Source organism: Methyloceanibacter sp. (genome assembly GCF_050728395.1).
Lineage (GTDB): Bacteria > Pseudomonadota > Alphaproteobacteria > Rhizobiales > Methyloligellaceae > Methyloceanibacter.
This window is the reverse complement of sequence record NZ_JBOHJB010000045.1, coordinates 1-26799: the sequence shown is the minus strand read 5'-3', so window position 1 is coordinate 26799 and position 26799 is coordinate 1. Positions and strand designations below refer to the sequence as shown.

Here is a 26799-nt window from a genome sequence, read left to right as displayed (position 1 = left end):
AGCCTGTCCCGCCCAAGGCCATCATCCTCTCCGGCGGACCTGCATCCGTGCACGAGACCGGCACGCCGCAGCTGCCGGCCGCCATCGCCAATTCAGGCGTCCCCATCCTTGGCATTTGCTACGGCGAGCAGGCGATGGTGGCTGCCCTTGGCGGCCAGGTGGAAGGCGGCCACACGCGCGAATTCGGCCGCGCCGAGCTAGAGATCACCGGCGATACCCCACTGTTCCATGATGTGTGGCGGCCCGGCGAACGGCCGCCAGTGTGGATGAGCCACGGCGACCGCGTGACCAAGCTGCCGCCGGGCTTCCGCGCCGTCGCCGTGTCGAACGGCGCGCCGTTCGCCGCTATCGCCGACGATGCCCGCAAGCTCTATGGCGTGCAGTTCCATCCAGAAGTGGTGCACACGCCTGACGGGGCGAGGCTCATCGCCAACTTCGTTCGATCAATAGCAGGATGCGCTGGCGATTGGTCCATGGCCCAGTTCCGCGCCACTGAGGTCGCGCGCGTAAGAGCGCAGGTCAAGGACGGCCGCGTAATCTGCGGGCTCTCGGGCGGCGTCGATTCCGCCGTCGCGGCGCTCTTGATCCATGAGGCGATCGGCGATCAGCTCACCTGCATCTTTGTGGACCATGGACTGCTGCGCGAGAACGAGGCGCGCGAGGTGGTCGATCTGTTCCGCGGCCACTACAACATCCCGCTGATCGCGGTGGATGCCGGCACGCGCTTCCTTGCCGCGCTTGCCAGCGTCACCGATCCCGAGGACAAGCGCAAGACCATCGGCCGTCTGTTCGTCGAATTGTTCGAGGAGGAGGCCGACAGGCTCGGCCACGTCGATTTCCTCGCCCAAGGCACGCTCTATCCCGACGTCATCGAGAGCGTGTCGTTCTCGGGCGGACCGTCGGCAACCATCAAGTCCCACCACAATGTCGGCGGCCTGCCTGAGCGCATGCGGCTCAAGCTGATCGAGCCTCTGCGCGAGCTGTTCAAGGACGAGGTGAGGGCGCTCGGCCGCGAGCTCGGCCTGCCTCCCGCCTTCGTCAATCGCCATCCCTTCCCGGGTCCCGGTCTTGCCATCCGCGTCCCCGGCGAGGTGACGCAAGAGAAGCTCGCCATTCTGCGCCGCGCCGACGCCATCTATCTCGACGAAATCCGGAAGGCCGGTCTTTACGATACGATCTGGCAGGCCTTCGCCGTACTGCTTCCGGTGCGCACCGTCGGCGTGATGGGCGATGCCCGCACCTACGACTATGCGTGCGCGCTTCGCGCCGTCACCTCGACCGACGGCATGACCGCGGACTATTACGATTTCTCCCACGACTTTCTCGGCCACGCGGCGCGGCGCATCATCAACGAGGTGCGCGGCATCAACCGCGTGGTCTACGACATCACCTCAAAGCCGCCGGGCACCATCGAGTGGGAGTGAGGGTGCCTCGGGGATAATCGACTGGAGAATTGATCCGTGCGGTTCACGTCTCTCCTGTTCACTATCGTCGGCCTAATCAGCCTCATCGTCGCCGCCTCGTCCGGTTTGCCTCGATCTTTTGCCGCGGAGCAACCGCCGGCCATCCCGGCATGGCTCAAGGCCCATGTCGGCGACGGCGACGGTCAAATCTCACAGGTGGTTTTGCAGCGGGCGCGCGCTCTCTACCGGCAAAAGCTAAGCGAGGGCGCGGTCAAGAATCCCTGCTACTTCGCGATGGACGCGACGCGCCCCGGCGGGTTTGCGCGCCGGTTCTACGTGATCTGCGAGGCCGATCAGACATTTCGCGCGGTTCCATCGGGTCACGGCAGCGGCCGCAATGTGCCCGGCGCAAATTTCGCAAACGGAATTCAGTGCGCCAAAAACTTCAGCAATGCGATGGATTCCAAGCTGACCACCGGCGGTCCTTATGTCACGGACGAAACGATCACGCGCTTCAAGGGCTATTATCGCGGCTCAGCTGGAAAGTCCGTGGCTTTCAGCCGATCGTTCGTGCAGTTCGACGGCGAGGGCGACACTGCGAATGCGAGACCCCGCGCTATCGGCGGGCATCCGGCGGTGTTGTTGCGTGGGGTCTGTCTGCGTAAAAATCCGGACAGCCCGTACGCCAACAAAGACGGTTACGTGCCCTATGGCAACCTGGTGAACTACGCCGGCGGCCGCAGCAACGGCTGCACCAGTTGGACGCCGTCGGACGCCGAGAGAATCATCCCGCTGATGAAGGAGCCGACGACGCTCTACATTTATCCTGAATCGCGCGACATTGACGCCGTCGCGCAAGCGGTGAAGGCCGGCCGATCGCCGTCACGTGCTGGCCTGTATTGGAACGCCTCCTGCTTGAGCCAAATCCGCATCCCGAAATTTTGGCCGAAAGAAACCCTCGAGCCGATCCTCGTTCAATACAAGAAGGATCATCCGTCACCGCCGCCGCGGCCGACGCCGATCTGCAAGGGGCAGTGAAAATCTGCCGTAGCAATTCGGCAAACTCCCCGATCTCCCCTTGCGGGAGAGCACGCGCCGTTTGCGGCGCGGTGAGGGGTCAGCGGTTTTTGCCGCGATAGAGAAAATAGTATACCCCTCGCCCTTCCCGCCGTTCGACGTGCTTCGCACATCGGGCGGGAAGCCCTCTCCCACAAGGGGAGAGGGGAAGCGTGGCGTGGGCCATCCCCATGTTATCCCCGCTCGCTAAATAGCGCCTACAGTCGTCCTACCTTGTCCACTGAAGGGGCGTCATCGCGAGGCGTGCGTAGAGGCGGGACGAGGCGCGGCGCCCGCGGGCCGGTTTCGCAGATCGGCACCCGGGCGGCGCCGGGGCTCCGCCCGGGTCCAATAAGAGGCCCTGCCAGGAGCTGGCTGACGACTTGTCTATTGCGCTACCGCCCTCTGGGCTACTTGAGCGCAATGGAGTCGTGCTCGGGGCCGCTGAGCCTGTTGAGCGCGCTGCGGTTACCCGAGAGGGTAACACCCAAGCGAAAGCGCGGCCCGGCGCCGATAAATCGCCCGCAAATAGCATGCGCTAACGCGCGTGTGGCGCGCCGAGAGGCGCCCGCCGTGTCCGGCAACGGATACGGATGCCATAGGTTTGCGCTTTTCGGCGCGCCGCCCCCTTCGGGGGAAGATTGAAAAAACCCCGGGCGCAATTGCGTCGCGGTAATAAGGAGCCGCGCCTTGACCAGATTCGTCACGCCCGGACTTGATCCGGGCGTCCATGCCGTTACCGCCCAGCGAGCCCCAACGGAATGGATTGCCGGGTCAAGCCCGGCAATGACGGATTGCGAGCGGAGGCCAATCGATGGCCGCGGGATTCCCGCCTTTCGCTGGGATGACGCAGCCGTCACAACAATGACGCAGGCGCGTCCGATTCTGGCGCCGGGTCACAAAAATCTGGAGGAGATGCCATGTTGAAGAAAATCCTGATTGCGCTTCTCGCGCTCATCGCCATCTTCGTCATCGTCGTCGCACTGCAGCCGTCCGAATTCCATGTGGAGCGGACCGCGACCATGGCGGCGCCGCCGGCGACGGTGTTCGATCAGGTCAACGACTTCCACAAATGGGAGGCGTGGTCGCCCTGGGCCAAGCTCGATCCCAATGCCAAGATCGCGTTCGAAGGTCCGCCGTCAGGCACCGGCACGATCATGACCTGGGCGGGTAACAACCAGGTGGGCGAGGGGAAGATGACGCTCGCCGAGAGCCGCCCAAATGAGCTCGTGAAGATCAATGTCGACATCGTGAAGCCGATGGAAGGCTCGAGCACCACGGAGTTTGCCTTCAAGCCTGAGGGCGATCAGACCGCGGTGACCTGGAGCATGTCCGGCCATCATAATTTCCTTGCCAAGGCAATGTGCCTGGTGATGAACGGCAAGAAGATGATGTCAGACATCATGGACAAGGGGCTCGGCAACATGAAATCGGTGGTGGAGGGCGCGAGCAAGACGTAATTTAGGCCAAGGAATGGATCACTACGCGATCATTGTTTATTGGTCCGACGAGGATGCACTCTGGATTGCGGAGGCTCCCGATCTGAAGCCCTGCGCGGCCCACGGTGCGACGCCCGAAGAGGCCGTGGCTGAACTACGTGTGGCTATGGAGGGATGGCTTGAAGCAGCCAGGGCGAATAACTTCCCGATCCCCGAGCCCCGCTACCAGCCAAGGGTCGAAGCCGCCGAATAATCCATGACCCTGCTCATCATCGGCATCATTGTCATGCTCGGCATCCATCTGGTGCCAAGCTTCCCGGACGTGCGCGAGCGGCTGATCGGACAGCTCGGCCAGAACGGCTACCGGCTGCTGTTCTCGGTCGTCTCGACCCTCGGCCTGGTGCTGTTGATCTGGGGTTTCGCCAAAGCGCCGTTCGTTCAGGTCTGGTCGCCGCCCGATTGGACGCGCTACGTGGCCATGGTGCTGATGCTGCCGGTTTTCGTCCTGCTCATCGCCGCCTATGTGCCTGGTCAGATCAAGGCGAAGGTGAAGCATCCCTTCGTGGATGCGATCAGCACCTGGGCACTTGCCCATCTCATCGCCAATGGCGATCTTGCCTCGATCATCCTGTTCGGCTCGTTCCTCGCTTACTCTGTCTTCGACCGCATCGCGCTGAAGCGCCGCCCGGCGACCGGCCTCGTCACGGTTGCGGAAACCGGGCCGGCGCGCAACGACGCGATCAGCGTGGTGGGGGGACTGCTGCTCTACGTCGCGTTTCTCCTCTGGCTGCACCCGCTGCTGATCGGGACGTCGCCACTGCCTTGATGGAAAACCCAACAAAGACGCTGGGTTACGGCGATTTGTGGTCAAGGCGAATGCAGGGAGAAAAGGGCCGGAGGGCCTGCCTTAGATAGACCAAGGGAGGGGACACGCCGCACTCTTTTGCACTGCAAAAATCCCCCTATATCTGGCATAAGACGTGAAAGCCCTTGGCTTGGTTTTCCTGGGAGCTCGGAACGTGTCGGGTGAATTCAGCTTCAAGCGGGTGACCGCGCCGGACATTGCCAACCGCAAAGGCGGGGCGCCGATCGTGGCGCTCACCGCCTATCATGCGCACACCGCGCGCATCATCGACCCCTATGTCGACATGCTGCTCGTGGGCGATTCGCTCGGCATGGTGATGCACGGCTACGAAACCACGGTGCCCGTGCCGCTCGAGTTGATGATCATGCATGCGCAGGCCGTGGTGCGCGGCTCCTCCCGCTCGCTCGTGGTCGTGGACATGCCGTTCGGCTCATACGAGGAGAGCCCATCGGAAGCCTTCCGCAATGCCGCGCGGGTGATGAAGGAAACCGGCTGCGGCGCCATCAAGATCGAGGGCGGCGCTCATATGGCCGAGACCATCCGCTATCTCACCGATCGCGGCATCCCGGTGATGAGCCATATCGGCATGACGCCGCAGTCCGTGAACACGATCGGCAGCTTCAGGCCGCGCGGACGGTTCCGCTCGGAATGGGCGGCGTTCGAGGAAGACGGCCGCGCGGTCGCCGAAGCCGGCGCCTTCGCCGTCGTGCTTGAGGCGCTCGCCGAGCTGCTCGCCGCGCGGATCACCAAGCAGATCTCCATTCCCACCATCGGCATCGGGGCTAGCGCCGAATGCGACGGACAGATCCTTGTGCTTGAGGACATGCTGGGCTTGAGCCCGCGCGTTCCGAAATTCGTCAAAGAATACGCGCAGATCGGCGAGGCCATCGAGGCCGCGGTGAAAGCTTACGCGAACGAGGTTCGCGGGCGCGTGTTCCCCTCGGATGCCTACACCTATCCGATGTGCGACGAGCCGGCGCCAGTCACGAAAAAGCCCAAAATGACAGGCAGTTAGCCCGTCAAGCGCATCGGTGTTGCCTATGCCTAACGGCTGGCGCACACGGTGGTAGTGCCTTGCGCGAGCACCACGCCTTCACTATACGGCGGAGGGGGGAGGAGCTGGCCGGCATCTGCTTCCAGAACCTGTCCCTAGTCGTCACCACAAAAGAGTTCGCCGCCAATGAGCGACCGTGATTTTTTTCGCGAGGTGGACGAGGCCGTCCGCCAAGACCGCTACAAAGAGCTGTGGGACCGATACGGCGTCTACGCCCTGATCGTGATGGCGGCGATCGTGGCCGGGGTGGCCGGCTTCAAGGCTTGGACCTTTTGGCAGGAGCGCAAGGCGCAAGAAGCCGGCAATGAGTTTAGCCAGGCGGTTACGCAACTCGACGGTGGCGAAGCGGCCAAGGCGCGCGACGCTCTCGACGCTTTGGCCGAGAAAGGGCCAGCCGGCTATCGCGTGCTGGCGCGATTCCAGCTCGCAGCCGCGGAGGCGCAAGCCGGCAATACCGACAAGGCGGTTGCGGACTACGATGCCCTCGCCGCGGATTCCGGCACGGACAACATTCTGAAGGGGCTCGCCACGATTCAGGCGGCCACGCTGCGGCTTGACACCGCCGACTACGCGGAGATGGAGCGGCGCCTCAAAGGGCTGATCGAACAGGAAAGCCCGTGGCGGTATTCGGCGCGGGAACTGCTCGGGCTTTCCGCCTATAGGTTGAACAAGATGCCTGATGCCGAAAAACAATTCAGCACGCTCGTCGCCGATCAGGGAACGCCTCAAAATTTGCGCGAGCGTGCCGATATGATGCTGGCGCTCATCGTCGGCGTGCCCGAGGCGTTGAGCACCACGGCGAAGTAGCGCTTAAACCGAAGGTGGCTCGAAAAGTGGGCCCGATTCGTACACGGGGAAGCGGTAGCCATTTTTGGCGGATGTGCCTTGCGGCGTTGCTCGCCGTGAGCCTCGCTGCCTGTTCGGCTGGACTGCCGTCGCTGCCGAGCATCAAGAATCCCTTCAAGAAGAAGGAAGAAAGGCTGCCGGGCGAGCGCATCGCCGTGATCACCGATCAGAGCCTCGAGACCCCCGATCCCGCTGCCGCGGGAAAGCCCATAGCTTTACCGCCGCCAGTGGCCAACGCGTCATGGGCGGAGCCCGGCGGCAGTCCATCCAATAGTCTCGGCCATCTTGCTCTCGGCGACCGTTTGAACAGGGCATGGCGGGTGGATATCGGCACCGGATCTTCGTCCAGCGGACGCCTCAGCGCGATCCCGATCGTCGCCGACGGCAAGGTGTACACCCTTGATGCCGGCGGCACGGTATCGGCCTTCTCGGCGGCTGGTGGGGCGCGAGCCTGGGCGACGAGCGTGACGCCAAAGAACGAGAAGCGGGCGGAAGGCTTCGGCGGCGGTCTCGCGCTCGACAGCGGACGGCTCTACGCCACCACGGGATATGGCACCGTCGTCGGCATCGACCCGGCGAAGGGCACCGTGCTGTGGACGCAGAAGGTCGGCGAGCCGGTGCGCTCATCGCCCACGGCGTCCGGCGGCAAGGTTTATTTCGTGTCGACCGACAGCGTGTTGCACTGCCTCGACGGCACTGACGGCCAGGAGCTGTGGACCGCGCGCGGCGTGCCCGAGCCGGCGACGCTGCTTTCCAATGTGAGCCCGGCGGTGGGACAGAGGTTGGTGGTTGCGGCGTTTCCGGCAGGGGACATTACCGCCTATGGCGTTGGCAGCGGGGAGCCGGCGTGGCGAGAGTCGCTTGCGCGCACCAGCGAGACGAGCGCCGCCGGTATTCTCGCCGATCCGGCGCGGCCGGTGATCGATCGGGGCGTCGTGTTCGTGGTCGGGCACGGCGGCAAGATGATTGCGGTGTCGGAATCGTCGGGCGAGCGGCTATGGAGCAGGAACGTAACCAGCACCCAGATGCCGTATTCAGCCGGGGATGCGGTCTTCGTTGTCGACGTGAACGGCAAGCTGATGGCCCTTTCACGTACCGACGGCAAGGTCCGCTGGATCACCCAGCTTCCCGGCACGGCACGCTGGAACGGGCCGGTGCTGGCCGGCGGCAAGCTCTGGGTGGTCTCGACGGACGGCTCGCTCGTGGCCGTCGACGCGCGAAGTGGCCAGATCGCGAGCACGACCCCGCTCGGCACCAAAGTTTTCGTCTCGCCGGTTGTGGCCGGCGGCCGCATGTATATTCTGGCCGACAACGCCACGCTGATCGCTCTCAACTAGCATCGCCACGGGAGCGGTCAGGCTCGTCTCACGCTCCGGTCCCACCTCATGCCCCTCACCATCGCCATCGTCGGACGGCCGAATGTCGGCAAGTCGACGCTGTTCAACCGGCTCGCCGGCAAGCGCTTGGCGCTGGTCGACGATCAGCCGGGCTTGACCCGTGACCGGCGCGAGGCTGATGCGGAGCTTGGAGCAACCGCGGTCAGGCTGATCGACACCGCAGGGCTCGAGCACGGCCATGCGGGTCTCACCGCCCGCATGCGCGAGCAGACCGTGGCCGCCATCAAGCAGGCCGACCTCATCGTCTTCTTGATCGATGCGCGGGCTGGCATTGTCGCCGCCGACGAGATCTTCGCCGAATTGGTGCGGGCATCGGGCAAGCCCGTGATCGTCGCCGCCAACAAATGCGAGGGGCGCGCGGCGGAACCGGGTGTCTACGAAGCGTTTTCGCTGGGGCTTGGCGAACCGCTGCCGATCTCCGCCGAGCATGACCTCGGCATCGGCGATTTGAGCGACGCCATCCAACAAGCCGCCCGGGATCGGAGCGAGGGCGCCGCGATCGAAAGGCGGCATGCCGAGGAGGAAGAGGCGGTCGTCCATCCCTTGCGCATCGCCGTGGTGGGACGTCCCAATGTCGGCAAATCCACGCTGGTGAACACCATCCTCGGCGAGGAACGCATGATCACCGGTCCCGAAGCCGGAATCACGCGCGACGCCATCGCCGTCGACCTCGAACGTCAGGGCAGGGCGCTCAGGCTGTTCGATACCGCAGGCTTGCGGCGCAAGATGCGGATGGAAGGAACAGCGGAGGAGCTCTCCGTCGGCGACACCCTTCGGGCCATCAGATTTGCGGAAGTCGTCGTGCTGTTGCTCGATGCCGAGCGAACCTTCGAGAAGCAGGACCTGCAGATCGCCGATCTCATCGTTGAGGAAGGAAGGGCCCTCGTCATTGCCGTCAACAAATGGGACCTGGTGCGAGCGCCGCAAGCGCGCCTTGCCGAGTTGCGGGAGACTTGCGAGCGCCTCCTCCCGCAGATCAAGGGCGTGGCCTTCGTTCCGGTCTCGGCACTCACGGGAAAGGGGATCGACAAGTTGATGGGCGCGGTACTTGCGGCCGACGAGCTATGGAACAAGCGGCTTCCCACGCACGCCTTGAACCAATGGCTGAGGGAGGCGGTCGAAGCGCATTCGCCGCCCGCGGTCTCCGGCCGGCGCATCAAGCTCAGATACATCACTGAGAGCAATGCGCGGCCTCCCACCTTCGTGCTTTTCTGTTCGCGTCCGAAGGCGCTCCCCGATTCCTATGTGCGCTATCTGGTCAATTCCCTGCGGGAGACGTTCGGCCTCCCCGGCGTCCCGATCAGGTTGCATCTGCGCAAGGGGGAAAACCCCTACGCCAAGGAACGATGAGGACGGATGAACGACGGCGGTACCGAAGTTTACTTCTATCATCTCGAGCGGCGGACGCTGGAGGAGGTCCTGCCGACGCTGCTCGAGCGCTCGCTGGAGCGGGGGTGGCGCGCCACGGTCCAAGCCGCGAGCGAGGAGCGGGTCGAGGCGCTCGACACGCTACTATGGACCTATCGCGAGGAGAGCTTCCTTGCCCATGGCACGGCGCGGGACGGTTACGCCGAGGCCCATCCCATTTACCTTACTGCCGGCGGCGACAATCCCAACCGGGCGCAGGTCCGCTTCCTGGTCGATGGCGCGGAGCTCGACGATGCCGCGCCATATGCCCGCGTGGTTTACGTGTTCGACGGTCGCGACGAAGCTGCGGCGAGCCAAGCCCGCGCGGTGTGGCAGAACGCCAAGGCGCAAGGCTTCAGCGTCAGCTACTGGCAGCAGGATGCTGAAGGGCGCTGGCGGCAAAAAGCATGACAGCGCCTTGTCGCTGTCATGGGTCGCGGCTATAAGCCCTCAAAACAATTCAAAGCCTTGAGGGACTCCGCAACCATGGCCATTGAGCGTACGCTTTCCATCATTAAGCCAGACGCCACCGAGCGCAATCTCACCGGGCAGATCATCGCACGGCTTGAAGCTGCGGGCTTGCGGGTGATCGCACAGAAGCGGATCTGGTGGAAGAAGAAGGATGCCAGGAAATTCTACGAGGTGCACAAGGGCCAGGACTACTACAAGACGCTCGTTGCCTTCATGACCTCCGGTCCCATCGTGGTGCAGGTGCTGGAAGGCGAGGATGCCATCGCCAAGAACCGCGAGGCGATGGGCGCGACCAACCCCGTCGATGCCGCGCCCGGCACCATCCGCAAGGATTTCGGCGTAAACCATCAGAGGAACTCGGTGCATGGCTCCGACAGCCCGGAAACGGCGAAGAAGGAAATCGCCCTCTGCTTCAAGAAGGTCGAGATCGTGGGGTAGTTCTGGCGCTCTTTAGTCGGGGTGGGAATGAGGATTAAGGTCATAGTGCACGAAGCGGAGGAAGGCGGCTTCTGGGCCGAGGTGCCAGAGATTCCGGGTTGCGCGACGGAAGGCGACACCAAGGACGAACTTCTGCGCAATCTGCATGAGGCAATCAAGGGGTGCCTCTCGATAGGCGCAGCCACCATATGAAGGCACTGTCGCGCCGCGCTTTGTCAGTGAGCACAAACAGCGCGGCATGCGCGGTGGTTTTCCTCGTTGCCGCGTCAACAGCCACTGCGGAGTCCACAACAGAGAATGAGGCTCTTCCTGCCGAGCGTGTCTCGCAGGCATTGGAACGCATCCGCTCAGAGCCGCTCGCGCTTCGCGACTTCCTCAAGCGCATGCCGAAAGGCGCCGACCTGCACAGCCATTTGAGCGGCGCCGTCTATGCCGAGACGCATATTCGCGATGCGATTGCCGACGAGCTTTGCGTGGATCAGGGCGCCAAGGCGTTTGCGAAGTCACAGCCGGTGGTCGCCGGCGCGGAGCTTCAGCCGGTGTGCGAAGAGGACCAAGTTCCGGCGACCGAGCTTCCCAAGAACCAGCGCCTGTACAACGATCTGGTCGATTCCTTCTCCATGCGCGGCTTCGTGCCATCGGCCGGCGTCACCGCTCACGATCATTTCTTCGACGCGTTCACCAAATTCGGCGGCACCGATCCTCGCCACACTGGCGAATGGGTCGATGAAGTCGCCGCTCGCGCCGCAAGCCAGAACATTCAATATCTCGAGCTGATGGTCACGCCAACTTGGCGGCGGCTCAACACCATCACCAGAGACATGACGTGGCGTGAGGACCTGAAGTCGCTCAAGGACGAGCTTATGGCGAAGGGCTTGTTGGGCGACATTCCCGCCGCCCGCGCCTTCCTGGACGAGGCCGACGCGCTCAGGCGCGATCGTGGGCACTGTGGGACACCGGACGAGACCCCCGCCTGTCAGGTCGAAGCGCGCTACATCTATCAAGTCTTCCGCAATACGCCGAGAGAGAGCGTGCTGGCCCAGGCGCTTTTCGGCTTCGAGCTGGCATCGGTCGATCCACGCGTGGCGGGGATCAATCTCGTCGGCAGCGAAGACAACTACGCCGCGATGGCCGACTATGCCGACCACATGCGAATTTTCCAATTTGCGCGCGGGCTTTATCCAAAGGTCCATGTCAGCATGCATGCTGGCGAGTTGACGCTTGGGCTCGTTTCCCCGGAAGGCCTCTGCTGTCATGTGCGCCAGGCGGTGGAGATTGCGCGCACCGACCGCATCGGCCATGGCGTGGACGTCATGTATGAGGAGGATCCGGAGGCTCAGCTCAAGGATATGGCGGCGAAGCAGGTGCTGGTCGAGATCAACCTCACCAGCAACAAGGACGTGCTCGGCGTCAGCGGCAGGAACCATCCTTTTCCGATCTATCGCAAGTTTGGCGTGCCGGTGGCGCTCTCGACCGACGACGAAGGCATCGAGCGCATCGACCTCACCCATGAATATGTCCGCGCGGTCGAGAGCTACGATCTGTCCTACGCCGACCTCAAGCAACTCGCGCGCAATAGCCTTGAGTACAGCTTTCTGCCAGGGGTGAGCCTGTGGGCCGGCCCTGACTTTGCCCGCTTGGTCGATGCCTGCGGAAGCGACGTCGGCGGCGCAGATAAGCCATCATCAGCCTGCGAGACGTTGCTCAAAGGGAGCGAAAAGGCTGAGCAGCAATGGGAACTCGAACGCAGGCTTGGCGCTTTCGAAGCGGGCTTCTAAATCACGGCAATCTGCGGCCTTCGACCGCAACCTTGGTGCCACGTTGCCATATATTGCGTGCTAGAAGCGGGGAGGGGGCCGCTCAAACAGGAGAGTTGCGATGAGCCTGATCGAGACTCGCGGCTACCAGATGTTCCCCGTGCTCGATGCGGCCCAGGTCGAGACGGCGAAGCGTTTCGCGAGCGGCCGGGCGCGCGACTTCGCCCCGGGTGAAACAGTTTTCAATGTTGGCGAACTGCATGCGCCGTCCTGGCTCGTGCTTAAGGGCTCCATCGATGCGATTGGCCGCGACGGTCGCGGCCGCGAAATGCCCATCACCACACACCACCAGAGCCAATTCTCCGGCGAGCTGAGCCAGCTTGCGGGGCGCCCATCGCTCGCAATGGGCCGGGCTGGCCCCGACGGCGCCACCGCGATTCCGTTCGACGATGTGCATGTGCGCGCACTGATGATCGGCTCGGCCGAAATCGGCGAGATCATGATGCGCGCCTTCATTCTCCGCCGCGTGGGGCTAATCGACGAAGGCCGTGCCGGCTCGACGCTGATCGGCACGCCCGGCAGTCCGGATCTTGCGAGGATCGAAGGCTTTCTCGGTCGCAACGGTTATCCTTATACGGTGTTGGATCCGGCTGAGGATTCCGAGGCCAAAGCTTTGCTCGACGGCGCCGGCGTGTCCGCCGAGGAGCTGCCGGTGATGTTTTGCCCGAACGGCCAAGTGTTGCGTCGCCCGACGGATGCCGAGGCTGGCGCATGTCTCGGCATTACGCCGGAGCTCGATACCGACAGGCTGTATGACGTCGCCGTGGTCGGCGCCGGACCGGCTGGACTTGCCACCGCAGTGTATGGCGCCTCGGAAGGCTTGTCCGTGCTCGTGCTCGACGCCCGCGCCTTCGGCGGACAGGCGGGAGCCTCGGCGCGCATTGAGAACTATTTCGGATTTCCCACCGGCATCAACGGCATGAAATTGACCGCGCGCGCCTTCAATCAGGCTCTCAAATTCGGTGCCGAGGTGGCCATTCCGTTGGAAGTCAAGAAGCTCGATTGCGGCGGTCAGGCCTCGCGATCCTGCCACTCGCTTATGCTCGAACTCAACAATGGCGAAGCGGTGCGGGCGAAGACCGTGGTGATCGCTTCAGGCGTGCGCTACCGGCGCCCGGACATTCCAAACCTTGCCGACTTCGAGGGGGCGGGTGTGTCCTATTGGGCCACCTATGTCGAGGCGAAGCTATGCGAGGGCGAGGAGGTGGCGCTCGTCGGCGGCGGCAACTCGGCGGGACAGGCGGTCGTGTTTCTTGCGCCAAAGGTGAAGCATCTGCATCTCGTGGTTCGCGGAGAGGGGCTTGAGGACTCCATGTCGCGCTATCTCATCGAGCGCATCGAGGCGCTGCCGAACGTGACCTTGCACAAGCGGACCGAGATCGTTGGGTTCGAAGGCGAGCCCCAAAAGCGGCTCACCGCGGCGATCTTCCGCGACCGGGACGACGGCGAAACGCATCGCTGCCCGCTCCACCACGTGTTCCTATTTATCGGCGCCAACCCTAATACCGCCTGGCTTGAGGATTGTGTCGCTGTCGACGGTAAGGGCTTCGTGGAGACTGGCGGGAGCATCACGGACGGTGCGACCGGAAGGTCGCCGGCGCCTTTGCCGCTCGAAACGAGCTGGCCCGGCGTGTTCGCCATCGGCGACGTGCGCGCCGGCTCGACCAAGCGTGTTGCGGCAGCGGTCGGCGAAGGCGCCGCCGTCGTGGCGCAGATCCACAGCGTGCTAGGCGCGGATTAAGAGCTAGCTCAGCGCGCGGATCTTGAACGGTAGGCCGCCTTTGGGGCAGAGCGTCACGGTGGCGTGGATCTTGGCAGGCTGCGGCCCGACATAGTCAGGCGTGAATTTCCGCAAGAGCTGCACCAGCGCCAGCGTGTTTTCGATCTGCGACAGTGCGCCGCCGATGCAAGCGCGTTTGCCGGCGGCGAAGGGCAGGTATGAGTACTTCACCCGCTTCTTGGCCCGCTCCGGCGCGAAGCGCTCGGGATCGAACTTCTCCGGCTCGTCCCAATATTTCGGGCTGTGATGGGCGATATAGGTGAGGATCACCACCTTGTCGCCGGCCTTGATCTTATGGCCCTCGATCTCGTCGTCGCCGGCGGCGATGCGGATCAGCGCCCAGATCGGCGGGAACAGGCGCATGGTCTCCTGGATCACCATGCGCGTGTAAGAGAGCTGCTGCACCTCGTTCCACTCGGGATCGCGCTCGCCGCACACGAGCCGTGCTTCCTCGCGGATGCGCTCCAGCGCCGCCGGGTGCATAGACAAGAGATAGAGCGACCAAGCGAGCGTCAGCGCCGTGGTCTCGGTGCCGGCCCACAAATATTGCTTCATCTCGTCGATCACCTGCTGGCGATCGAATTCGGGAAAGTTCGGATCGGACTCGGCGTTCTCCAGCATGCGCAGAAGCGTCTTCTCGCGATGCTCGAGCACGCCCGCGCCAATGACCGTATCGGGGATCGAGCCCCACACCTTCATGGCCTTGGCGGCGTTCTCCTCGGTGATCTCCTCAAGCTCGCCGCGCACGTTCTTGAGGCGGATCGACTTGTGGTTCATCACGTCGGTGTAGGTCTTCACCTGCTTGAACACGAAATGCGGATTGAACGGCATGTCGCGGTCGAACAGCGCCTTGCACACCATGTCGGCGGCGAGCGTCCAGGTTTCCTCGACCATCTCGACGGTTTCGCCGGTCTCGGAGAATTTTTTCCAGCGCGCCATCTTGGAGCGGATGGCGTCCATCAGATAGGGGAAGTACACCTCGAACATGTTCGGATGGAAGGCCGGCTGCTGCGGGCTGCGGATCTTCTGCCAAAGCGCGCCGTCGACGGTGATCATGCTCTTGCCGAAGATCGGCCTCAGCCCGTCGAAATATTTGGTGTAGTTGTCGGCGTTCGACACGAGCACGCGCTCGGCATGCGCCGGCTCGCTCAGGAGCACGACACGCTGGTTCTTCAGATTGATGGGGATGACGCCCCCATATTTGTCGCTCAGCGCCATGAGAACCTGCATCGGGTTCTCCTGGTTGAGCAACGGCGTGAGCTTGAACCAGATGCTCTGCTCTTCGCCGAGTCCGTGTTCTGGAGAATAGGCGACGTTCATATCGGCCATTTTCCCCCTGGTCCCATGAGTATTGAGGCAGGCGGCCTTGCGGCCAGCTTACAACCGCTCAAAGTCGGGATTGGCCGGCCGCGGGAAGCGGCCAATTGCCTCTGTTTATGTTCAGTCTCTAGCATCCGGCGCGCGCCATTGTCCATCTTTGGCGCCCAAATTCTGAGTGCATCTTGTCGTGCGACAACCCGCCACGTCTAGACCATGATGGTGGCGCCGTTAATGATTTCGATCAAGGCGGCGCGGCGAAGCGCGCTCAGGCGAGCGGGGGCGAAAAAAGCGGGATCTGCGCCTGCTTGTTGGAATCACACACACGCTCGCCCTTAACAAAGACTGCGCCTGAAGCCACGAGCGCAAGCGCATGAGGATAAAGGTGATGCTCGGCTTCGAGGACCCGAGCCGCCAGCGTCTCAGCGGTGTCGCCGGCAAGCACCGGCACGGCGGCTTGCGCCACAATCGGGCCTTCATCCATCTCAGGCCTGACGAAATGCACGGTGCAGCCGCTGATCTTGCATCCTGCCGCCATGACGCGTTCATGGGTATGGAGGCCTCTGAAGGCCGGCAAGAGCGACGGATGAATATTGAGATGGCGGTCGCGCCAACGTTCGACAAACCCAGGCGTGTGCAGCCGCAAGAAGCCTGCGTTGCACAGGAGTTCGACCTGGGTGCCGTTCAGCGCGGCATCGAGCGCGGCATCGAAGGCTTCGCGCGTGGGAAAGTCCTTGTGGTTGATGGTGAGCGTGGGGATGAGCGCTGCTTCCGCGCGTAACAATCCCGGCGCCTGCGGCACATTGGAAATGACCAGTACGATCTCGGCAGGATAGTCGCGTTTCTTGCAGGCATTGATCAGGGCCTGCAGGTTCGAGCCGCGGCCGGAGATGAGAACGCCGACGCGCTTCCTGGTCATGGCGTGAGGCTGCCGATGAAGCGAATGCCGTCTTGGTCCTGGCGGAGGTCGAGGCGGCCGAGATGAAAGGGGCTCTCACCGGCTTCGCGCAACGATGCCTCGACCGCATCTGCCTTTGTGCGTGCGACAACGACCACCATGCCGACGCCGCAGTTGAAGGTCCTGAGCATCTCGGCATCGTCGAGCGCGGCTTCGGTTTGCAGCCAACGAAATACCGGCGGCAGATCGAACGAGCGGAGATTGATCTCGGCGGCGAGTGAAGCGGGCAGCATGCGCGGGATGTTCTCGGACAGGCCTCCGCCGGTGATATGAGCGAGCGCCTTGATCGCCTTCGTCTCATGTATGGCTTTGAGCAGGGAACGCACATAGATGCGGGTCGGCGCGATCAGGGCTTCGCCGAGCGTCTTTCCCGGCGCGAACGGCGCCGGACTCGACCAGCCAAGGCCGGACCGCTCCACCACGCGGCGCACCAGCGAGAAGCCGTTGGAATGGACGCCGGCGGAGGGAAGCGCGAGGATCGCATCGCCGGCCTCGAGATTGGTGCGCGGCAGGAGCTCGGCGCGCTCGACAGCGCCCACGGCAAACCCGGCAAGATCGTAATCGCCTTTTGCATAGAGGCCCGGCATCTCCGCCGTTTCGCCGCCGAGAAGCGCGCATCCAGCATCACGGCAGCCGTTCGCGATGCCAGCAATGACGCGGGCAGCCACACCGACATCGAGCTTGCCGCAGGCAAAGTAGTCGAGAAAGAACAGAGGCTCGGCGCCCTGCACCACGAGATCGTTGACGTTCATGGCGACGAGATCGATGCCGATCCCGTCATGAGCGCCGGTCTCGATGGCGAGCTTGAGCTTGGTGCCGACGCCGTCGGTCGCAGCGACCAGCAGCGGATCCTTGAAGCCGCAAGGCTTGAGGTCGAACAGGCCGCCGAACCCGCCAATTCCGCCCAGAAGTCCCGCGCGGGCCGTCTTGGCGGCAAGCGGGCCTATCGCCTTGACCAGGGCGTTGCCCGCGTCGATGTCGACGCCGGCGTCGCGGTAGGTGAGGGGAGCCTTGTCCTTGGATTTTGTCGGCACCCTAGCCACTTCCGAGCAAGATGCGGGGTTCAAGCGCACCGGCATATCAAGCGGCTGACATGCGCCCGTCAAGGCCAGTGGGGCAATTGGCCGGTCGCGCCGGCCCCGCGCCCGTCACATTTGCGCGCATCCTCGGCATCTGGTGAGATGGGGCTCAGGCCAAGCAGGAAGGGTGAATAGGCTTCGGAATGCGAATGAGTGGTCCAAAGCAATTGATGCTCGGCGCTTGCTTTGCGCTCTGCGTCGGGGCGGCGCAGGCCGAGGAGACGCCCTACACGGTCTCCAAGATCGCCGTCGACGTCACCGCCAAGAATGCGGTCGCCGCCAAGGCGAATGCGATGGCGGAAGCTGAGAAGCGTGGTCTCGATACGGTGCTGCGGCGGATCGTTCCTTTCAGCTTCTATGCAAAGCTGCCTGAGCTTCAACCGGAGCAGATCGAAGGTGCGGTCAACAGTATTTCCATTCGCAAGGAGCAATATTCCACCACGCGTTACATCGCGACGCTGGATGTCATCTTCAACGAGCAGGCGGTGAAGCAGCTGGTCACGAGCCTCGGCCTGCCAACCAGTGAAGAGCAGGCGCCGACGATTTCCATCCTGCCGCTTGTCATCGAAGGCAACCAGGTGAAGAGCGGGGCCAACGACGTCTGGCGGCAGGCGTGGCTCAATCTCGACCTCACCCACGGGCTTACCCCTGCCACTGTGCTGCAGCCGCGGCCTGGACTTGAGGTTGGGATGGTCAGGGCGGTGCTGGCCGGAGACCCGAGCGCCTTTGCCGCGGTGCAGGGTGACTATGGCAGCGCCTCCCTGGTCATCGCTATCGGGCAGACTGCCGATGGCGGCCAGTTCATCACCCGCCTTGCCGGCACCGACGGTGTCGGCCGCATCAACTATGGACGGAGCGACAAATTTGGCGGCGCGCCGCCCAAGGCCGCGGCACAGCAGGCCGCAGCCTTCGCCTATGCCGTTCTGGAGAACCGCTGGAAGGCGACCAGGGCGTCCCCGGAGCAAGTGGCACCGGTGCGATACGAGGAGGGAATGCCGCTCCAACCGGTCCCGCAGCAGGGAGAGCCCGGGCGTCTGGTGACGGCGGTCGTGCAGTTCGCCGGCCTCAAGGAATGGCAGCAGATCCGCGGGCGGCTGGCGCAGGTTCCAGGCCTCCAGGGGCTCGAGGTCAACTCGCTTTCGGCCCGAACCGCCTCCATCACCTTCGACTATGCAGGCTCCCTCGGCCGCTTGCAGAAAGTCCTCGCCGACAGCGGGTTTTCCTTCGAGAACGGAGAGGAGAATTTCGTTCTCCGTGTCCGCTGAGCCAAACCTTCGATGAGGGTCATAAATCTGCTAAGTCTTAGGGCTTCAATAGGTTGAGTCGAGACTTTAAAAAGCCCGGTCAAGGAGCGAAACGCCGGTGAATATTCCGAACACGCTGACCTTGGCGCGCATCGTGCTCGTGCCTCTGGTCATATGGCTGATCGTTACTCACGAGATGACCGCGGCTTTCGTGCTGTTCCTGCTCGCGGGCGTGTCCGACGCCGCCGACGGCTACCTGGCCAAGCGCTTTCAATGGCGCACTGAGCTTGGCTCTTATCTCGACCCGATCGCCGATAAGCTGCTGCTGATGAGCATCTATGTGACGCTCGGCTTTTCCAATCATCTGCCTGCCTGGCTCGTGATCGCGGTGGTCAGCCGCGACATTCTCATCATCGGCGCATTCCTGTTGTCATGGGTGTTGTCGCGTCCGGTCCCCATCCATCCTCTGCTCGTAAGCAAGGCCAATACCCTCGCTCAGATCGTGCTGGCCGGGCTTGTGCTTGCCGAGCTCGGCCTCGGGCTTGGCCTGGAGGAGCTGGTGGCGGTCCTCATTCCGGTGACAGGCGCGCTCACCATCCTTTCCGCCGGTGCCTATTTCCTCGGGTGGCTAAAGCACATGGCGAGCTACGAGCCTGCGCCTGCTCCCCTACCGTCGCGCCCTGGCAAGTCGGTTCCGCTGAAAGGCCCGGATCAGTCGCGGGTCAGGGCTTCGTGACCGTCAAGCAGCTCAGTCTCGACCTGCCGCATCGCACGGCGCTCGGCGCGGAAGATTTCCTGGTCAGCAAGTGCAATCGGGGCGCCGTCCGGCTGATCGACTCCTGGCCCGCGTGGCAGGACAATGCCCAGCTCCTCATCGGACCGGCGGCAAGCGGCAAGACGCACCTTGCCCGCGTCTGTCAGGCTCGTTCGGGCGCGAACGTGGTGTCGCCAAGCGGCCTCGATATTGGCTTGCTCAATACGATGGGAGAGGTGTCAGCCCTCATCGTCGAAGATATCGATCGGGCGGGATATGACGAGAAGGCGCTGTTCCATCTCCTCAACCTCGCCCGAGAGAAGCGGCTGTTCGTGCTGCTCTCGACGCGCGAGACGCCGAACTGCTTCGACTGTGCGCTGCCGGACCTCAGGTCGCGGCTGAATGCATTGCCGGCGGTGCGTATCGGGGCCCCCGACGATGCGCTCCTGAGAACCGTGATGCTCAAGCATTTCTCGGACCGTCAGCTCGCGGTCGACCCCAAAGTGCTCGATTTTGTCGCGCTCCGCATCGAGCGGTCGCTTGCCGCGGCGGCGGCTGTGGTTGCGGCAATAGACCGGGCGGCGCTCGGATCGGGGCGCAAGATCAGCCGCCAGCTCGTGGCGGAGGTGTTGGGGACGGAGGTTTCGCCAGAGTAGCGAGGCGGCCGAATTGGCCATGGCCGTAACGCAAGTGATACAGTTGCCAAGGTAACATCCCTGGGCGTGGCGCCGGCGGGCGACCAGAAGATACGAAATTCACGAGGCTATTCATGATCTTACCGGAACAACTGCAATCAGACGAAGCCAGCGCTGGTGTTGCCGCATTCGGCCCGAGCCGGTTTTTCAACCGCGAACTGTCCTGGCTGCAATTCAACCGCAGGGTACTCGAGGAAGCCGTGAACGAGCGCCATCCGCTGCTCGAGCGCTTGCGTTTCCTGTCCATCTCGGCGTCGAACCTCGATGAGTTCTACATGGTGCGCGTGGCCGGCTTGCGCGGCCAGGTCGTCGCCGGCATCGATACGCCGAGCCAGGACGGTCTGACGCCGGCCGAGCAGCTCGACCGCATCAACCGCTTCGTTGCCGAGCTGACCGACGAGCAGCAGGAAAACTGGGTAAAGCTCGAGGGGTTGCTCGCGGAGGCCCGCATCCATGTGCTTCAGGCCGACCAGCTGACCGACACGGAGCGCAGCTGGCTCGAAGACCATTTCCTCAGCCAAATCTTCCCTGTGCTCACGCCGATTGCCGTCGACCCCGCGCATCCCTTCCCTTTCATTCCCAATTTCGGCTTCACGCTGGGGCTGGAGCTCGTGCGCGAGGGGTCGTTGCGCACCATGCACGCTCTGATGCCGATCCCCTCGCAGCTCACGCGCTTCATCCAGCTCCCTTCCGGCGGAGGGAGCGAAGGCGCGATCAGGTTCATCAGGCTCGAAACCGTGGTCGGTATTTTCGTGTCACGCCTGTTTCCCGGGTACCGCGTCAGAAGCCAGGGCGCGTTCCGCGTGCTGCGCGACAGTGACATCGAGGTGCAGGAAGAAGCCGAAGATCTCGTGCGCCTGTTCGAATCGGCGCTGAAGCGACGGCGCCGCGGCTCGGTGATCAGGCTCGAGATCGAGGCCTCGATGCCGGCGCGCCTCCAACGGTTCGTGATGAAGGAGCTCAAAGTCTCCGAACGCGAGAGCTTCGTGCAAAAGGGGCTCATCGGCGTTACCGACACCGCTCAGCTCATCGCCGCCGACCGGCCCGACCTCAAGTTCCAGCCCTATATCAGCCGCTTTCCGGAGCGCATCCGCGAGCATAACGGCGACTGCTTCGGCGCCATCCGCGAGAAGGACATCATCGTTCATCACCCCTATGAGTCGTTCGACGTGGTGCTGCAATTCCTGAAGCAGGCGACCGCCGACCCCGACGTGGTGGCCATCAAATGGACGCTCTACCGCACGAGCAAGACCTCGCCGATCATCGAGGCGCTGAAGGACGCGGTTGAGGCCGGAAAATCGGTCACCGCGGTGGTCGAGCTCAAGGCCCGCTTCGACGAGGAAGCCAACATCAAATGGGCGCGCGACCTGGAAAGCGCGGGCGTGCAGGTGGTGTACGGCTTTATCGAGCTCAAGACCCACGCCAAATTGAGCCTGATCGTGCGGCGCGAGGGGGGCGAGCTCGTCACCTACTGCCATGTCGGCACCGGCAACTACCACCCGGTCACCGCCAAGATCTACACCGACCTGTCATTCTTCACCGCCGACCGCACCGTCGGCCACGATTTGTCGCGTATCTTCAATTTCGTCACTGGCTATGCCGAGCCTGCCGAGCTTGAGGCCATGGCCGTCTCCCCGCACGGCATCAGGGCGCGCATCCTCGACCATATCCGCGAGGAGATGTATCACGCCAAGGCCGGTCGCCCGGCGGCGATCTGGATGAAAATGAACTCGCTCGTCGATGCCGAGATCATCGACGCGCTCTACGAGGCGAGCCAGGCGGGCGTCGAGATCGATCTCGTGGTGCGCGGCATCTGCTGCCTGCGTCCTGGCGTGCCGCATCTCTCCGAGACAATCCATGTGAAGAGCATTGTCGGGCGCTTCCTCGAGCATTCGCGTATTTTTTGCTTCGGCGCCGGCCACGGCTTGCCGAGCCGCAACGCCACTGTCTATATCAGCTCTGCCGATATGATGCCGCGCAACCTCGATCGGCGTGTGGAGGCCATGGTCCCGATCAAGAACCCGACGGTGCACGAGCAGATCCTCGATCAGATCATGGTGGCCAACCTCAAGGACAATGTGCAGAGCTGGCGGGTAAGGCCTGATGGAAGTTCAGAGCGAATCCGGCTAGGCAAGGGGCAGGAGCCATTCAGCGCGCAAGACTATTTCATGACCAATCCGAGTCTCTCAGGCCGCGGCACCTCTCTCAAAGAGGACATGCCGCCGCGGTTCGCGCGCCTGGTCGAATCTGGTTGAAGTGCGGCGAGTAGCCCCCGTCATGGCGCGCAGAAATGAGCTGAGCCCCGTCGCCGTGGTCGACATCGGTTCGAACTCGGTGCGGCTCGTGGTCTATGAGGGTGCGACGCGGGCGCCCACCCCGCTGTTCAACGAAAAGGTGCTGTGCGGCCTTGGCCGCTCGTTGGCCACCACTGGGCGGCTTGGCGCCGACGCTGTGGCGCGTGCGTTGCGGGCGCTCCGCCGCTTTCGTGCGCTGATCGACCAAATGGGCGTGACCAGGGTCGAGGCGATCGCCACGGCGGCGGCGCGCGAAGCTAAGAACGGCCCCGAGTTCATCGCTCAGGCCGAGCGTATCATCGAAGTGCCGATCAGGGTGCTGAGCGGCACCAAAGAGGCCGAACTCGCGGCCGTGGGCGTCATCGCCGGCATTCACGATGCCGACGGCTTCGTCGGCGACCTCGGCGGCGGCAGCCTCGAACTGATCGACGTGCGCAAAGGCAAGCTTGGCGATGCTGCCACCCTGCCACTCGGCGGTCTGCGGCTGATCGATGCCTCAGGCGGCAATTTGAGGAGGGCGCGAGAGATCGTCGATGCCGAGCTCGCCAAGGTCGATTGGCTGGACAAGGGCAAGGACCGCGACTTTTACGCCATCGGCGGGACGTGGCGAGCGCTCGCGCGCTTGCACATGACGCAGACCAATTATCCGCTGAATGTCATGCACAATTACCGGATCGAGGCCGCCGAAGCGCTTAAATTCGCCAGCCTGCTCGACCAGCAATCGCCAAGCTCGCTCGCCGGTATTCGCGACATTTCCGGCGCGCGGCGCGAGACGATCCCTTATGGCTCGCTGGTGCTCGAACGGCTGCTTAGGCAAGTGAAGCCGCGCGCCGTGGTGATCTCGGTGTTCGGCATCCGCGAGGGGCTCTTGTGCACCATGCTGGGCGAGGAGGAGCGGCGGAAGGACCCGTTGCTTGCCGCTTGCGATGACCTCGCCCGCCGCCGCTCACGCTCCATCGATTCGGCGTATGAGCTTTGCTTCTGGACCGATGCGCTGTTCCGCGCCCCGGGACCGACCGAGACGCCGGAGCAGAGGAGGCTGCGCCATGCCGCCTGCCTCCTGTCCGACATCGGCTGGCACGCTCATCCGGATTATCGGGGCATTCAGAGCTTGAACCTCGTGGCCCACGGCAATTTCGTCGGGGTCGATCACCCGGGCCGGGCATTCCTCGCGCTGACGGTCTACTATCGCAATGAAGGCACCCTCAAAGACGAGCTGAGCCAAAGCCTGATCGAGCTGGTCGACAAGGACATGCTGAAGCGCGCGCGCATTCTCGGCGCCGCCTTCCGTGCCGCCCATATGGTGTCGGCCTCGATGCCGGGCGTGCTCACCAACACGCCGATAGGCTATGAGGGCAACCGGCTGGTCTGGACCCTGCCTGAGCCCTATTCAAACCTCGAAGGGGAGCGGGTGGACCGGAGGTTCAAGGTGCTGGCCGACCTGCTCGAGCGGGATGCCGAAATCCGCGTCGGCCCGTCATTCCAGCTCGCGGCGAGCTGAACTCCGATTTGCTGGACGAGGCCGCACTTCCCAAATCATTATGCGTCCAGGGAACAGTCGAACTTAGATAGTCATTCCCGCGAAAGCGAGAATCCAGTAACCACTGTGCTCGAAGGTTTACTGGATTGCCCGGTCGAGCCGGGCAATGACAACGGAATGTTGAACACGGCCTCGGTAGCGCTCCAACCCTCGATCGATAAATGGCAGACGATCTTTATTCAGTTCTTGGCGTGGCGCGTACCGCGAAGGCCGAGGACATCGCCAAGGCCTACCGCAAGCTCGCCAAGAAGCTGCATCCAGACCTCAATCCGGGAGACAAGGCGGCCGAGGACAAATTCAAGCAGGTGACTGCCGCCTACGACATTCTCGGCGATGCCGAGAAGCGGCGGCGTTACGACCTCGGCGAGATCGATGCAAGCGGGCAGGAGCGTCCGCAGCAGCGTTACTATCGCGAATATGCCGGCGGCGAGGACGGGGCGCGCTACCGCTCGACCGCGGGGTACGAGGATCTCGGCGGCTTCTCCGATCTGTTCGGCGACCTGTTCGGCAGGGGGGCCGGAGCCCGCGCCGGCGGTCAGCGCTTCGCCATGCGCGGGAAGGACGCTCAATACCGGCTCGAGATCGATTTCCTCGAGGCGGTGAACGGCGCCAAGAAACGCATCACGCTGCCCGATGGCGGCACGCTCGACGTGACCATTCCGGCCGGCGTCGAGGCAGGTCAGGTGATGCGGCTCAAGGGCAAGGGCATGCCTGGCCTTGGCGGCGCCGAGGCCGGCGATGCGCTGGTCGAGATCCTGGTCAAGCCGCACCCGGTGTTTGCGCGCGAGGGCGACGACATCGTGGTCGAGGTGCCGATCACTTTCGATGAGGCCGTGCTCGGCGGCAAGGTCGAGGTACCCACCATCACCGGCACCGTCTCAGCCACGGTTCCACCCGGCACCAATACCGGCAAGACGCTGCGGCTGAAGGGCCGCGGCATCAAGCGCAAGAACGGAAAGCACGGTGACGAGTTGGTCAAGCTCACCGTGGTGATGCCGGACAGGATCGATGAGGATTTGAAGGCCTTCGCCGAGGAATGGCGCGACAAGCACCGCTACGATCCGCGGCGCAAGCATAGAGAGCAGACCTGATGTTGACCGAGCGCGACATCGTGGCTCGCGTGCAGCACGTTACCGTGACGCGCCTGCGGGTCTGGGTGCGGCAAGGCTGGATCAGGCCTGTCGCCAAGGCCGAGCAAGGTTACTCCGAAGCCGACATGGCGCGCGCGGCGCTGATCCGCGACCTCGAGGACAAGCTTGGCTTCGATGAGGAGCAGGTGCCGGTCCTGCTCAATCTGATCGATCAGATCCATGGCTTGCGCGCCGAGTTGAAAACCATGCTCGATGCGCTCGAAGCGTTGCCCGAAGAGGTTCGTGCCACGGTTAAGATGCGCATCACCAAGCGCAAGCCGAAGTCCCGCACATGACGCGCTACGCGCTTCTGGTGGTCGGCTTTATCGCCGCCGTCGGTCTCTTGACCTTTGCCAGCGTGCGCTTCGGTCTCGGCAGGCTCCCCGGCGACATCATCGTCGACCGTGGAGGTTTCGTGCTTTACCTGCCGATCACGACCTCAATCCTCGCGAGCCTGCTGGTCTCGCTTGTTCTTTGGTTGCTCAATAGGTAACGCCAAGAATTCCTCCAAGTCTGTCCAATCCAACAGTATGAGGCGCTTAATGAGCACTGCGGAAACCTTCGCAACATCGGACGTGAATTGGTTCGTTGGCGCCAGCTATGGCGGCAAGGACGACCGGACGTCGCAATTTCTTGCCGAAGGGGTTTGGGTAAACGGGTATGACAACAAGTACTTGGATTTGGTGCGATCAATGCGACCGGGTGAGCGTATCGCGATCAAATCAACTTACACACGCAAGCGCGGGCTCCCATTCGACAATAAGGAGCAACCTATTTCAGTTATGGCAATCAAAGCGATTGGAACCGTCACTGAGAACCTAAATGACGGCAGACACGTAAGGGTCGATTGGACAAAGCTCGATCCGGTTCACGAGTGGTATTTCTATACACACAGGGCGACCGTCTGGCGGGTGCGGCCTGGAGAATGGATGGCCGATGGTTTGATAGCCTTCACCTTTGAGGGCAAGCCCCAAGACATCAACCGGTTTCGCAGCACGCCCTATTGGCAAGATCGAATTGATTTTAAGTGGACTAGCTTCTACGAAAACGTTGCCGACAAGCTGCTCCCGTTTCGCGAAAACAGATCACCCCTTGTTGAGGCACTTCGAAAAGCATCCTCGCGCATGGAGGGTCTAGGTTATCTAACCGAGGATCAGTACGCTGACGGAACAACTGGCTTTGTGAGAGATATCTGTCCATTCACCACTATTGGAACTTTCAACCGGGGTCTCAAGGATTTCAATCGGAAGGCAATTGCATCGGAGTTGGCAGAGTTCCTCGGTGTGGAGGAGCCGATCCCTGCATCCTTTGAAGGCATCCCTCTCTTAAACAACATGAAGTCTTGGTTTTTTCCGTACGAAGCGGAACGCTCGGCGGATCACATCCAAGCGCTGTGGGATGTATTCGCGGCCAGCCTTGTCTGGTCTGAGAATGATGGCGACGAAGAACGAGCCGCTTTTGCGAACGCCTTCGACAATGCGAATGGCCGTCCTCGTGTTGCTTGGAACTTGACGATGGGTTTGTACTGGATACGCCCGTGGTCGTTTCTCAGTCTGGATAAGAATTCAAGAAGCTACATTACCGAAAAGCTGGGCGTGCCGATCGGCCGGCATGGTCCCAAGAAGCTATGCAATTCTGCCGACTATCTTGAGGTAATGGATACGTTGTACGCCCGCTTTCAAGAAGACTCCTATCCGGTTGCTTCCTATCCCGAGGTGTCTCTGGAATCTTGGCACTACGCAGAGCCAAAACAGAATGCTGCGAAAGAGGAAGATGAGTCCGAAGATGAAATGGTCGACGAATTTGATGACCTAA

Annotated in this window: 26 protein-coding genes; 23 read left to right on the top strand and 3 right to left on the bottom strand. The window is 62.9% G+C overall.

The window, feature by feature from the left end:
- The 14 genes from guaA to ACREC7_RS09730 form a co-directional block, all read left to right on the top strand.
- Nucleotides 1-1424 (top strand): glutamine-hydrolyzing GMP synthase (gene guaA, locus ACREC7_RS09795; RefSeq protein ID WP_431555498.1); only part of this gene is annotated, 1424 nt, incomplete at its 5' end.
- Nucleotides 1425-1460: 36 nt separating this feature from the next.
- Nucleotides 1461-2441, top strand: coding sequence for a hypothetical protein (locus tag ACREC7_RS09790; protein WP_431555497.1), 981 nt, complete (start codon nt 1461-1463; stop codon nt 2439-2441).
- A 938-nt stretch (nt 2442-3379) separates the two neighbouring features.
- Complete coding sequence (locus ACREC7_RS09785; protein WP_431555496.1) at nt 3380-3919, top strand: SRPBCC family protein; 540 nt, start codon at nt 3380-3382, stop codon at nt 3917-3919.
- Nucleotides 3920-3932: 13 nt separating this feature from the next.
- Complete coding sequence (locus ACREC7_RS09780; protein ID WP_431555495.1) at nt 3933-4151, top strand: type II toxin-antitoxin system HicB family antitoxin; 219 nt, start codon at nt 3933-3935, stop codon at nt 4149-4151.
- A 3-nt stretch (nt 4152-4154) separates the two neighbouring features.
- Nucleotides 4155-4724, top strand: coding sequence for an NnrU family protein (locus tag ACREC7_RS09775; protein WP_431555494.1), 570 nt, complete (start codon nt 4155-4157; stop codon nt 4722-4724).
- A gap of 193 nt (nt 4725-4917) precedes the next feature.
- Nucleotides 4918-5778, top strand: a complete 861-nt coding sequence (gene panB, locus ACREC7_RS09770) for a 3-methyl-2-oxobutanoate hydroxymethyltransferase (protein WP_431555493.1) — start codon at nt 4918-4920, stop codon at nt 5776-5778.
- Nucleotides 5779-5943: 165 nt separating this feature from the next.
- On the top strand, nt 5944-6624 hold the full coding sequence (locus tag ACREC7_RS09765; RefSeq protein WP_431555492.1) for a tetratricopeptide repeat protein: 681 nt from the start codon (nt 5944-5946) through the stop codon (nt 6622-6624).
- Between the two features lie 95 nt (nt 6625-6719).
- Nucleotides 6720-8000, top strand: a complete 1281-nt coding sequence (locus ACREC7_RS09760; RefSeq protein ID WP_431555491.1) for a PQQ-binding-like beta-propeller repeat protein — start codon at nt 6720-6722, stop codon at nt 7998-8000.
- A 48-nt stretch (nt 8001-8048) separates the two neighbouring features.
- Nucleotides 8049-9410, top strand: a complete 1362-nt coding sequence (gene der / locus ACREC7_RS09755; RefSeq protein WP_431555490.1) for a ribosome biogenesis GTPase Der — start codon at nt 8049-8051, stop codon at nt 9408-9410.
- A gap of 6 nt (nt 9411-9416) precedes the next feature.
- Entirely contained in the window at nt 9417-9878 is a 462-nt protein-coding gene (locus tag ACREC7_RS09750; RefSeq protein ID WP_431555489.1) for a DNA polymerase III subunit chi, read from the top strand.
- 75 nt (nt 9879-9953) lie between these two features.
- Nucleotides 9954-10376: a nucleoside-diphosphate kinase gene (ndk, locus tag ACREC7_RS09745; RefSeq protein ID WP_431555488.1), complete on the top strand. Its 423-nt coding sequence runs from the start codon at nt 9954-9956 to the stop codon at nt 10374-10376.
- A 45-nt stretch (nt 10377-10421) separates the two neighbouring features.
- A complete protein-coding gene (locus ACREC7_RS09740) occupies nt 10422-10568 on the top strand; it encodes a type II toxin-antitoxin system HicB family antitoxin (protein WP_431555487.1) in 147 nt (48 codons plus the stop codon).
- A gap of 140 nt (nt 10569-10708) precedes the next feature.
- Nucleotides 10709-12154: an adenosine deaminase family protein gene (locus tag ACREC7_RS09735; protein ID WP_431555486.1), complete on the top strand. Its 1446-nt coding sequence runs from the start codon at nt 10709-10711 to the stop codon at nt 12152-12154.
- A 100-nt stretch (nt 12155-12254) separates the two neighbouring features.
- Entirely contained in the window at nt 12255-13934 is a 1680-nt protein-coding gene (locus tag ACREC7_RS09730; protein WP_431555485.1) for an FAD-dependent oxidoreductase, read from the top strand.
- A gap of 3 nt (nt 13935-13937) precedes the next feature.
- Here the strand turns inward: ACREC7_RS09730 and ACREC7_RS09725 are convergent, their stop codons facing one another.
- The 3 genes from ACREC7_RS09725 to purM all read right to left on the bottom strand — a co-directional run bounded on the left by ACREC7_RS09725 (nt 13938) and on the right by purM (nt 17282).
- A complete protein-coding gene (locus tag ACREC7_RS09725) occupies nt 13938-15302 on the bottom strand; it encodes a cytochrome P450 (protein WP_431555484.1) in 1365 nt (454 codons plus the stop codon).
- Nucleotides 15303-15558: 256 nt separating this feature from the next.
- Nucleotides 15559-16209: a phosphoribosylglycinamide formyltransferase gene (gene purN / locus ACREC7_RS09720; RefSeq protein ID WP_431555483.1), complete on the bottom strand. Its 651-nt coding sequence runs from the start codon at nt 16207-16209 to the stop codon at nt 15559-15561.
- Nucleotides 16206-17282 carry a phosphoribosylformylglycinamidine cyclo-ligase gene (purM, locus tag ACREC7_RS09715; protein WP_431555482.1) on the bottom strand — a complete coding sequence of 359 codons (1077 nt, stop codon included), beginning with the start codon at nt 17280-17282 and terminating at the stop codon, nt 16206-16208. Before purM ends, purN begins: the two co-directional genes overlap by 4 nt.
- 194 nt (nt 17283-17476) lie before the next feature.
- Between purM and ACREC7_RS09710 the strand changes: the two genes are divergently transcribed.
- The 9 genes from ACREC7_RS09710 to ACREC7_RS09670 all read left to right on the top strand — a co-directional run.
- A complete protein-coding gene (locus ACREC7_RS09710) occupies nt 17477-18592 on the top strand; it encodes a DUF2066 domain-containing protein (protein WP_431555481.1) in 1116 nt (371 codons plus the stop codon).
- Between the two features lie 97 nt (nt 18593-18689).
- A complete protein-coding gene (locus tag ACREC7_RS09705; protein ID WP_431555480.1) occupies nt 18690-19307 on the top strand; it encodes a CDP-alcohol phosphatidyltransferase family protein in 618 nt (205 codons plus the stop codon).
- A complete protein-coding gene (locus tag ACREC7_RS09700; RefSeq protein ID WP_431555479.1) occupies nt 19304-19981 on the top strand; it encodes a hypothetical protein in 678 nt (225 codons plus the stop codon). The genes ACREC7_RS09705 and ACREC7_RS09700 overlap by 4 nt, the downstream gene beginning before the upstream one ends.
- A gap of 113 nt (nt 19982-20094) precedes the next feature.
- On the top strand, nt 20095-22275 hold the full coding sequence (locus ACREC7_RS09695; protein ID WP_431555478.1) for an RNA degradosome polyphosphate kinase: 2181 nt from the start codon (nt 20095-20097) through the stop codon (nt 22273-22275).
- A gap of 22 nt (nt 22276-22297) precedes the next feature.
- Complete coding sequence (gene ppx / locus ACREC7_RS09690; RefSeq protein ID WP_431555477.1) at nt 22298-23815, top strand: exopolyphosphatase; 1518 nt, start codon at nt 22298-22300, stop codon at nt 23813-23815.
- 200 nt (nt 23816-24015) lie between these two features.
- Entirely contained in the window at nt 24016-24945 is a 930-nt protein-coding gene (locus ACREC7_RS09685) for a DnaJ C-terminal domain-containing protein (RefSeq protein ID WP_431555476.1), read from the top strand.
- A complete protein-coding gene (locus tag ACREC7_RS09680; protein WP_431555475.1) occupies nt 24945-25280 on the top strand; it encodes a MerR family transcriptional regulator in 336 nt (111 codons plus the stop codon). The genes ACREC7_RS09685 and ACREC7_RS09680 overlap by 1 nt, the downstream gene beginning before the upstream one ends.
- Nucleotides 25277-25477, top strand: a complete 201-nt coding sequence (locus ACREC7_RS09675) for a DUF2905 domain-containing protein (RefSeq protein ID WP_431555474.1) — start codon at nt 25277-25279, stop codon at nt 25475-25477. The genes ACREC7_RS09680 and ACREC7_RS09675 overlap by 4 nt, the downstream gene beginning before the upstream one ends.
- A gap of 49 nt (nt 25478-25526) precedes the next feature.
- Nucleotides 25527-26799 (top strand): hypothetical protein (locus tag ACREC7_RS09670; RefSeq protein WP_431555473.1); only part of this gene is annotated, 1273 nt, incomplete at its 3' end.

Excerpts from the sequence above, each read along its gene's own strand:
- ACREC7_RS09785 (WP_431555496.1), top strand. The coding sequence starts at position 3,380 with ATGTTGAAGAAAATCCTGATTGCGCTTCTCGCGCTCATCGCCATCTTC.
- ACREC7_RS09780 (WP_431555495.1), top strand. The coding sequence starts at position 3,933 with ATGGATCACTACGCGATCATTGTTTATTGGTCCGACGAGGATGCACTC.
- ACREC7_RS09775 (WP_431555494.1), top strand. The coding sequence starts at position 4,155 with ATGACCCTGCTCATCATCGGCATCATTGTCATGCTCGGCATCCATCTG.
- ACREC7_RS09765 (WP_431555492.1), top strand. The coding sequence starts at position 5,944 with ATGAGCGACCGTGATTTTTTTCGCGAGGTGGACGAGGCCGTCCGCCAA.
- der (WP_431555490.1), top strand. The coding sequence starts at position 8,049 with ATGCCCCTCACCATCGCCATCGTCGGACGGCCGAATGTCGGCAAGTCG.
- ACREC7_RS09750 (WP_431555489.1), top strand. The coding sequence starts at position 9,417 with ATGAACGACGGCGGTACCGAAGTTTACTTCTATCATCTCGAGCGGCGG.
- ndk (WP_431555488.1), top strand. The coding sequence starts at position 9,954 with ATGGCCATTGAGCGTACGCTTTCCATCATTAAGCCAGACGCCACCGAG.
- ACREC7_RS09730 (WP_431555485.1), top strand. The coding sequence starts at position 12,255 with ATGAGCCTGATCGAGACTCGCGGCTACCAGATGTTCCCCGTGCTCGAT.
- ACREC7_RS09725 (WP_431555484.1), bottom strand. The coding sequence starts at position 15,302 with ATGGCCGATATGAACGTCGCCTATTCTCCAGAACACGGACTCGGCGAA.
- purN (WP_431555483.1), bottom strand. The coding sequence starts at position 16,209 with ATGACCAGGAAGCGCGTCGGCGTTCTCATCTCCGGCCGCGGCTCGAAC.
- ACREC7_RS09710 (WP_431555481.1), top strand. The coding sequence starts at position 17,477 with ATGAGTGGTCCAAAGCAATTGATGCTCGGCGCTTGCTTTGCGCTCTGC.
- ACREC7_RS09695 (WP_431555478.1), top strand. The coding sequence starts at position 20,095 with ATGATCTTACCGGAACAACTGCAATCAGACGAAGCCAGCGCTGGTGTT.
- ppx (WP_431555477.1), top strand. The coding sequence starts at position 22,298 with ATGGCGCGCAGAAATGAGCTGAGCCCCGTCGCCGTGGTCGACATCGGT.
- ACREC7_RS09685 (WP_431555476.1), top strand. The coding sequence starts at position 24,016 with ATGGCAGACGATCTTTATTCAGTTCTTGGCGTGGCGCGTACCGCGAAG.
- ACREC7_RS09680 (WP_431555475.1), top strand. The coding sequence starts at position 24,945 with ATGTTGACCGAGCGCGACATCGTGGCTCGCGTGCAGCACGTTACCGTG.
- ACREC7_RS09675 (WP_431555474.1), top strand. The coding sequence starts at position 25,277 with ATGACGCGCTACGCGCTTCTGGTGGTCGGCTTTATCGCCGCCGTCGGT.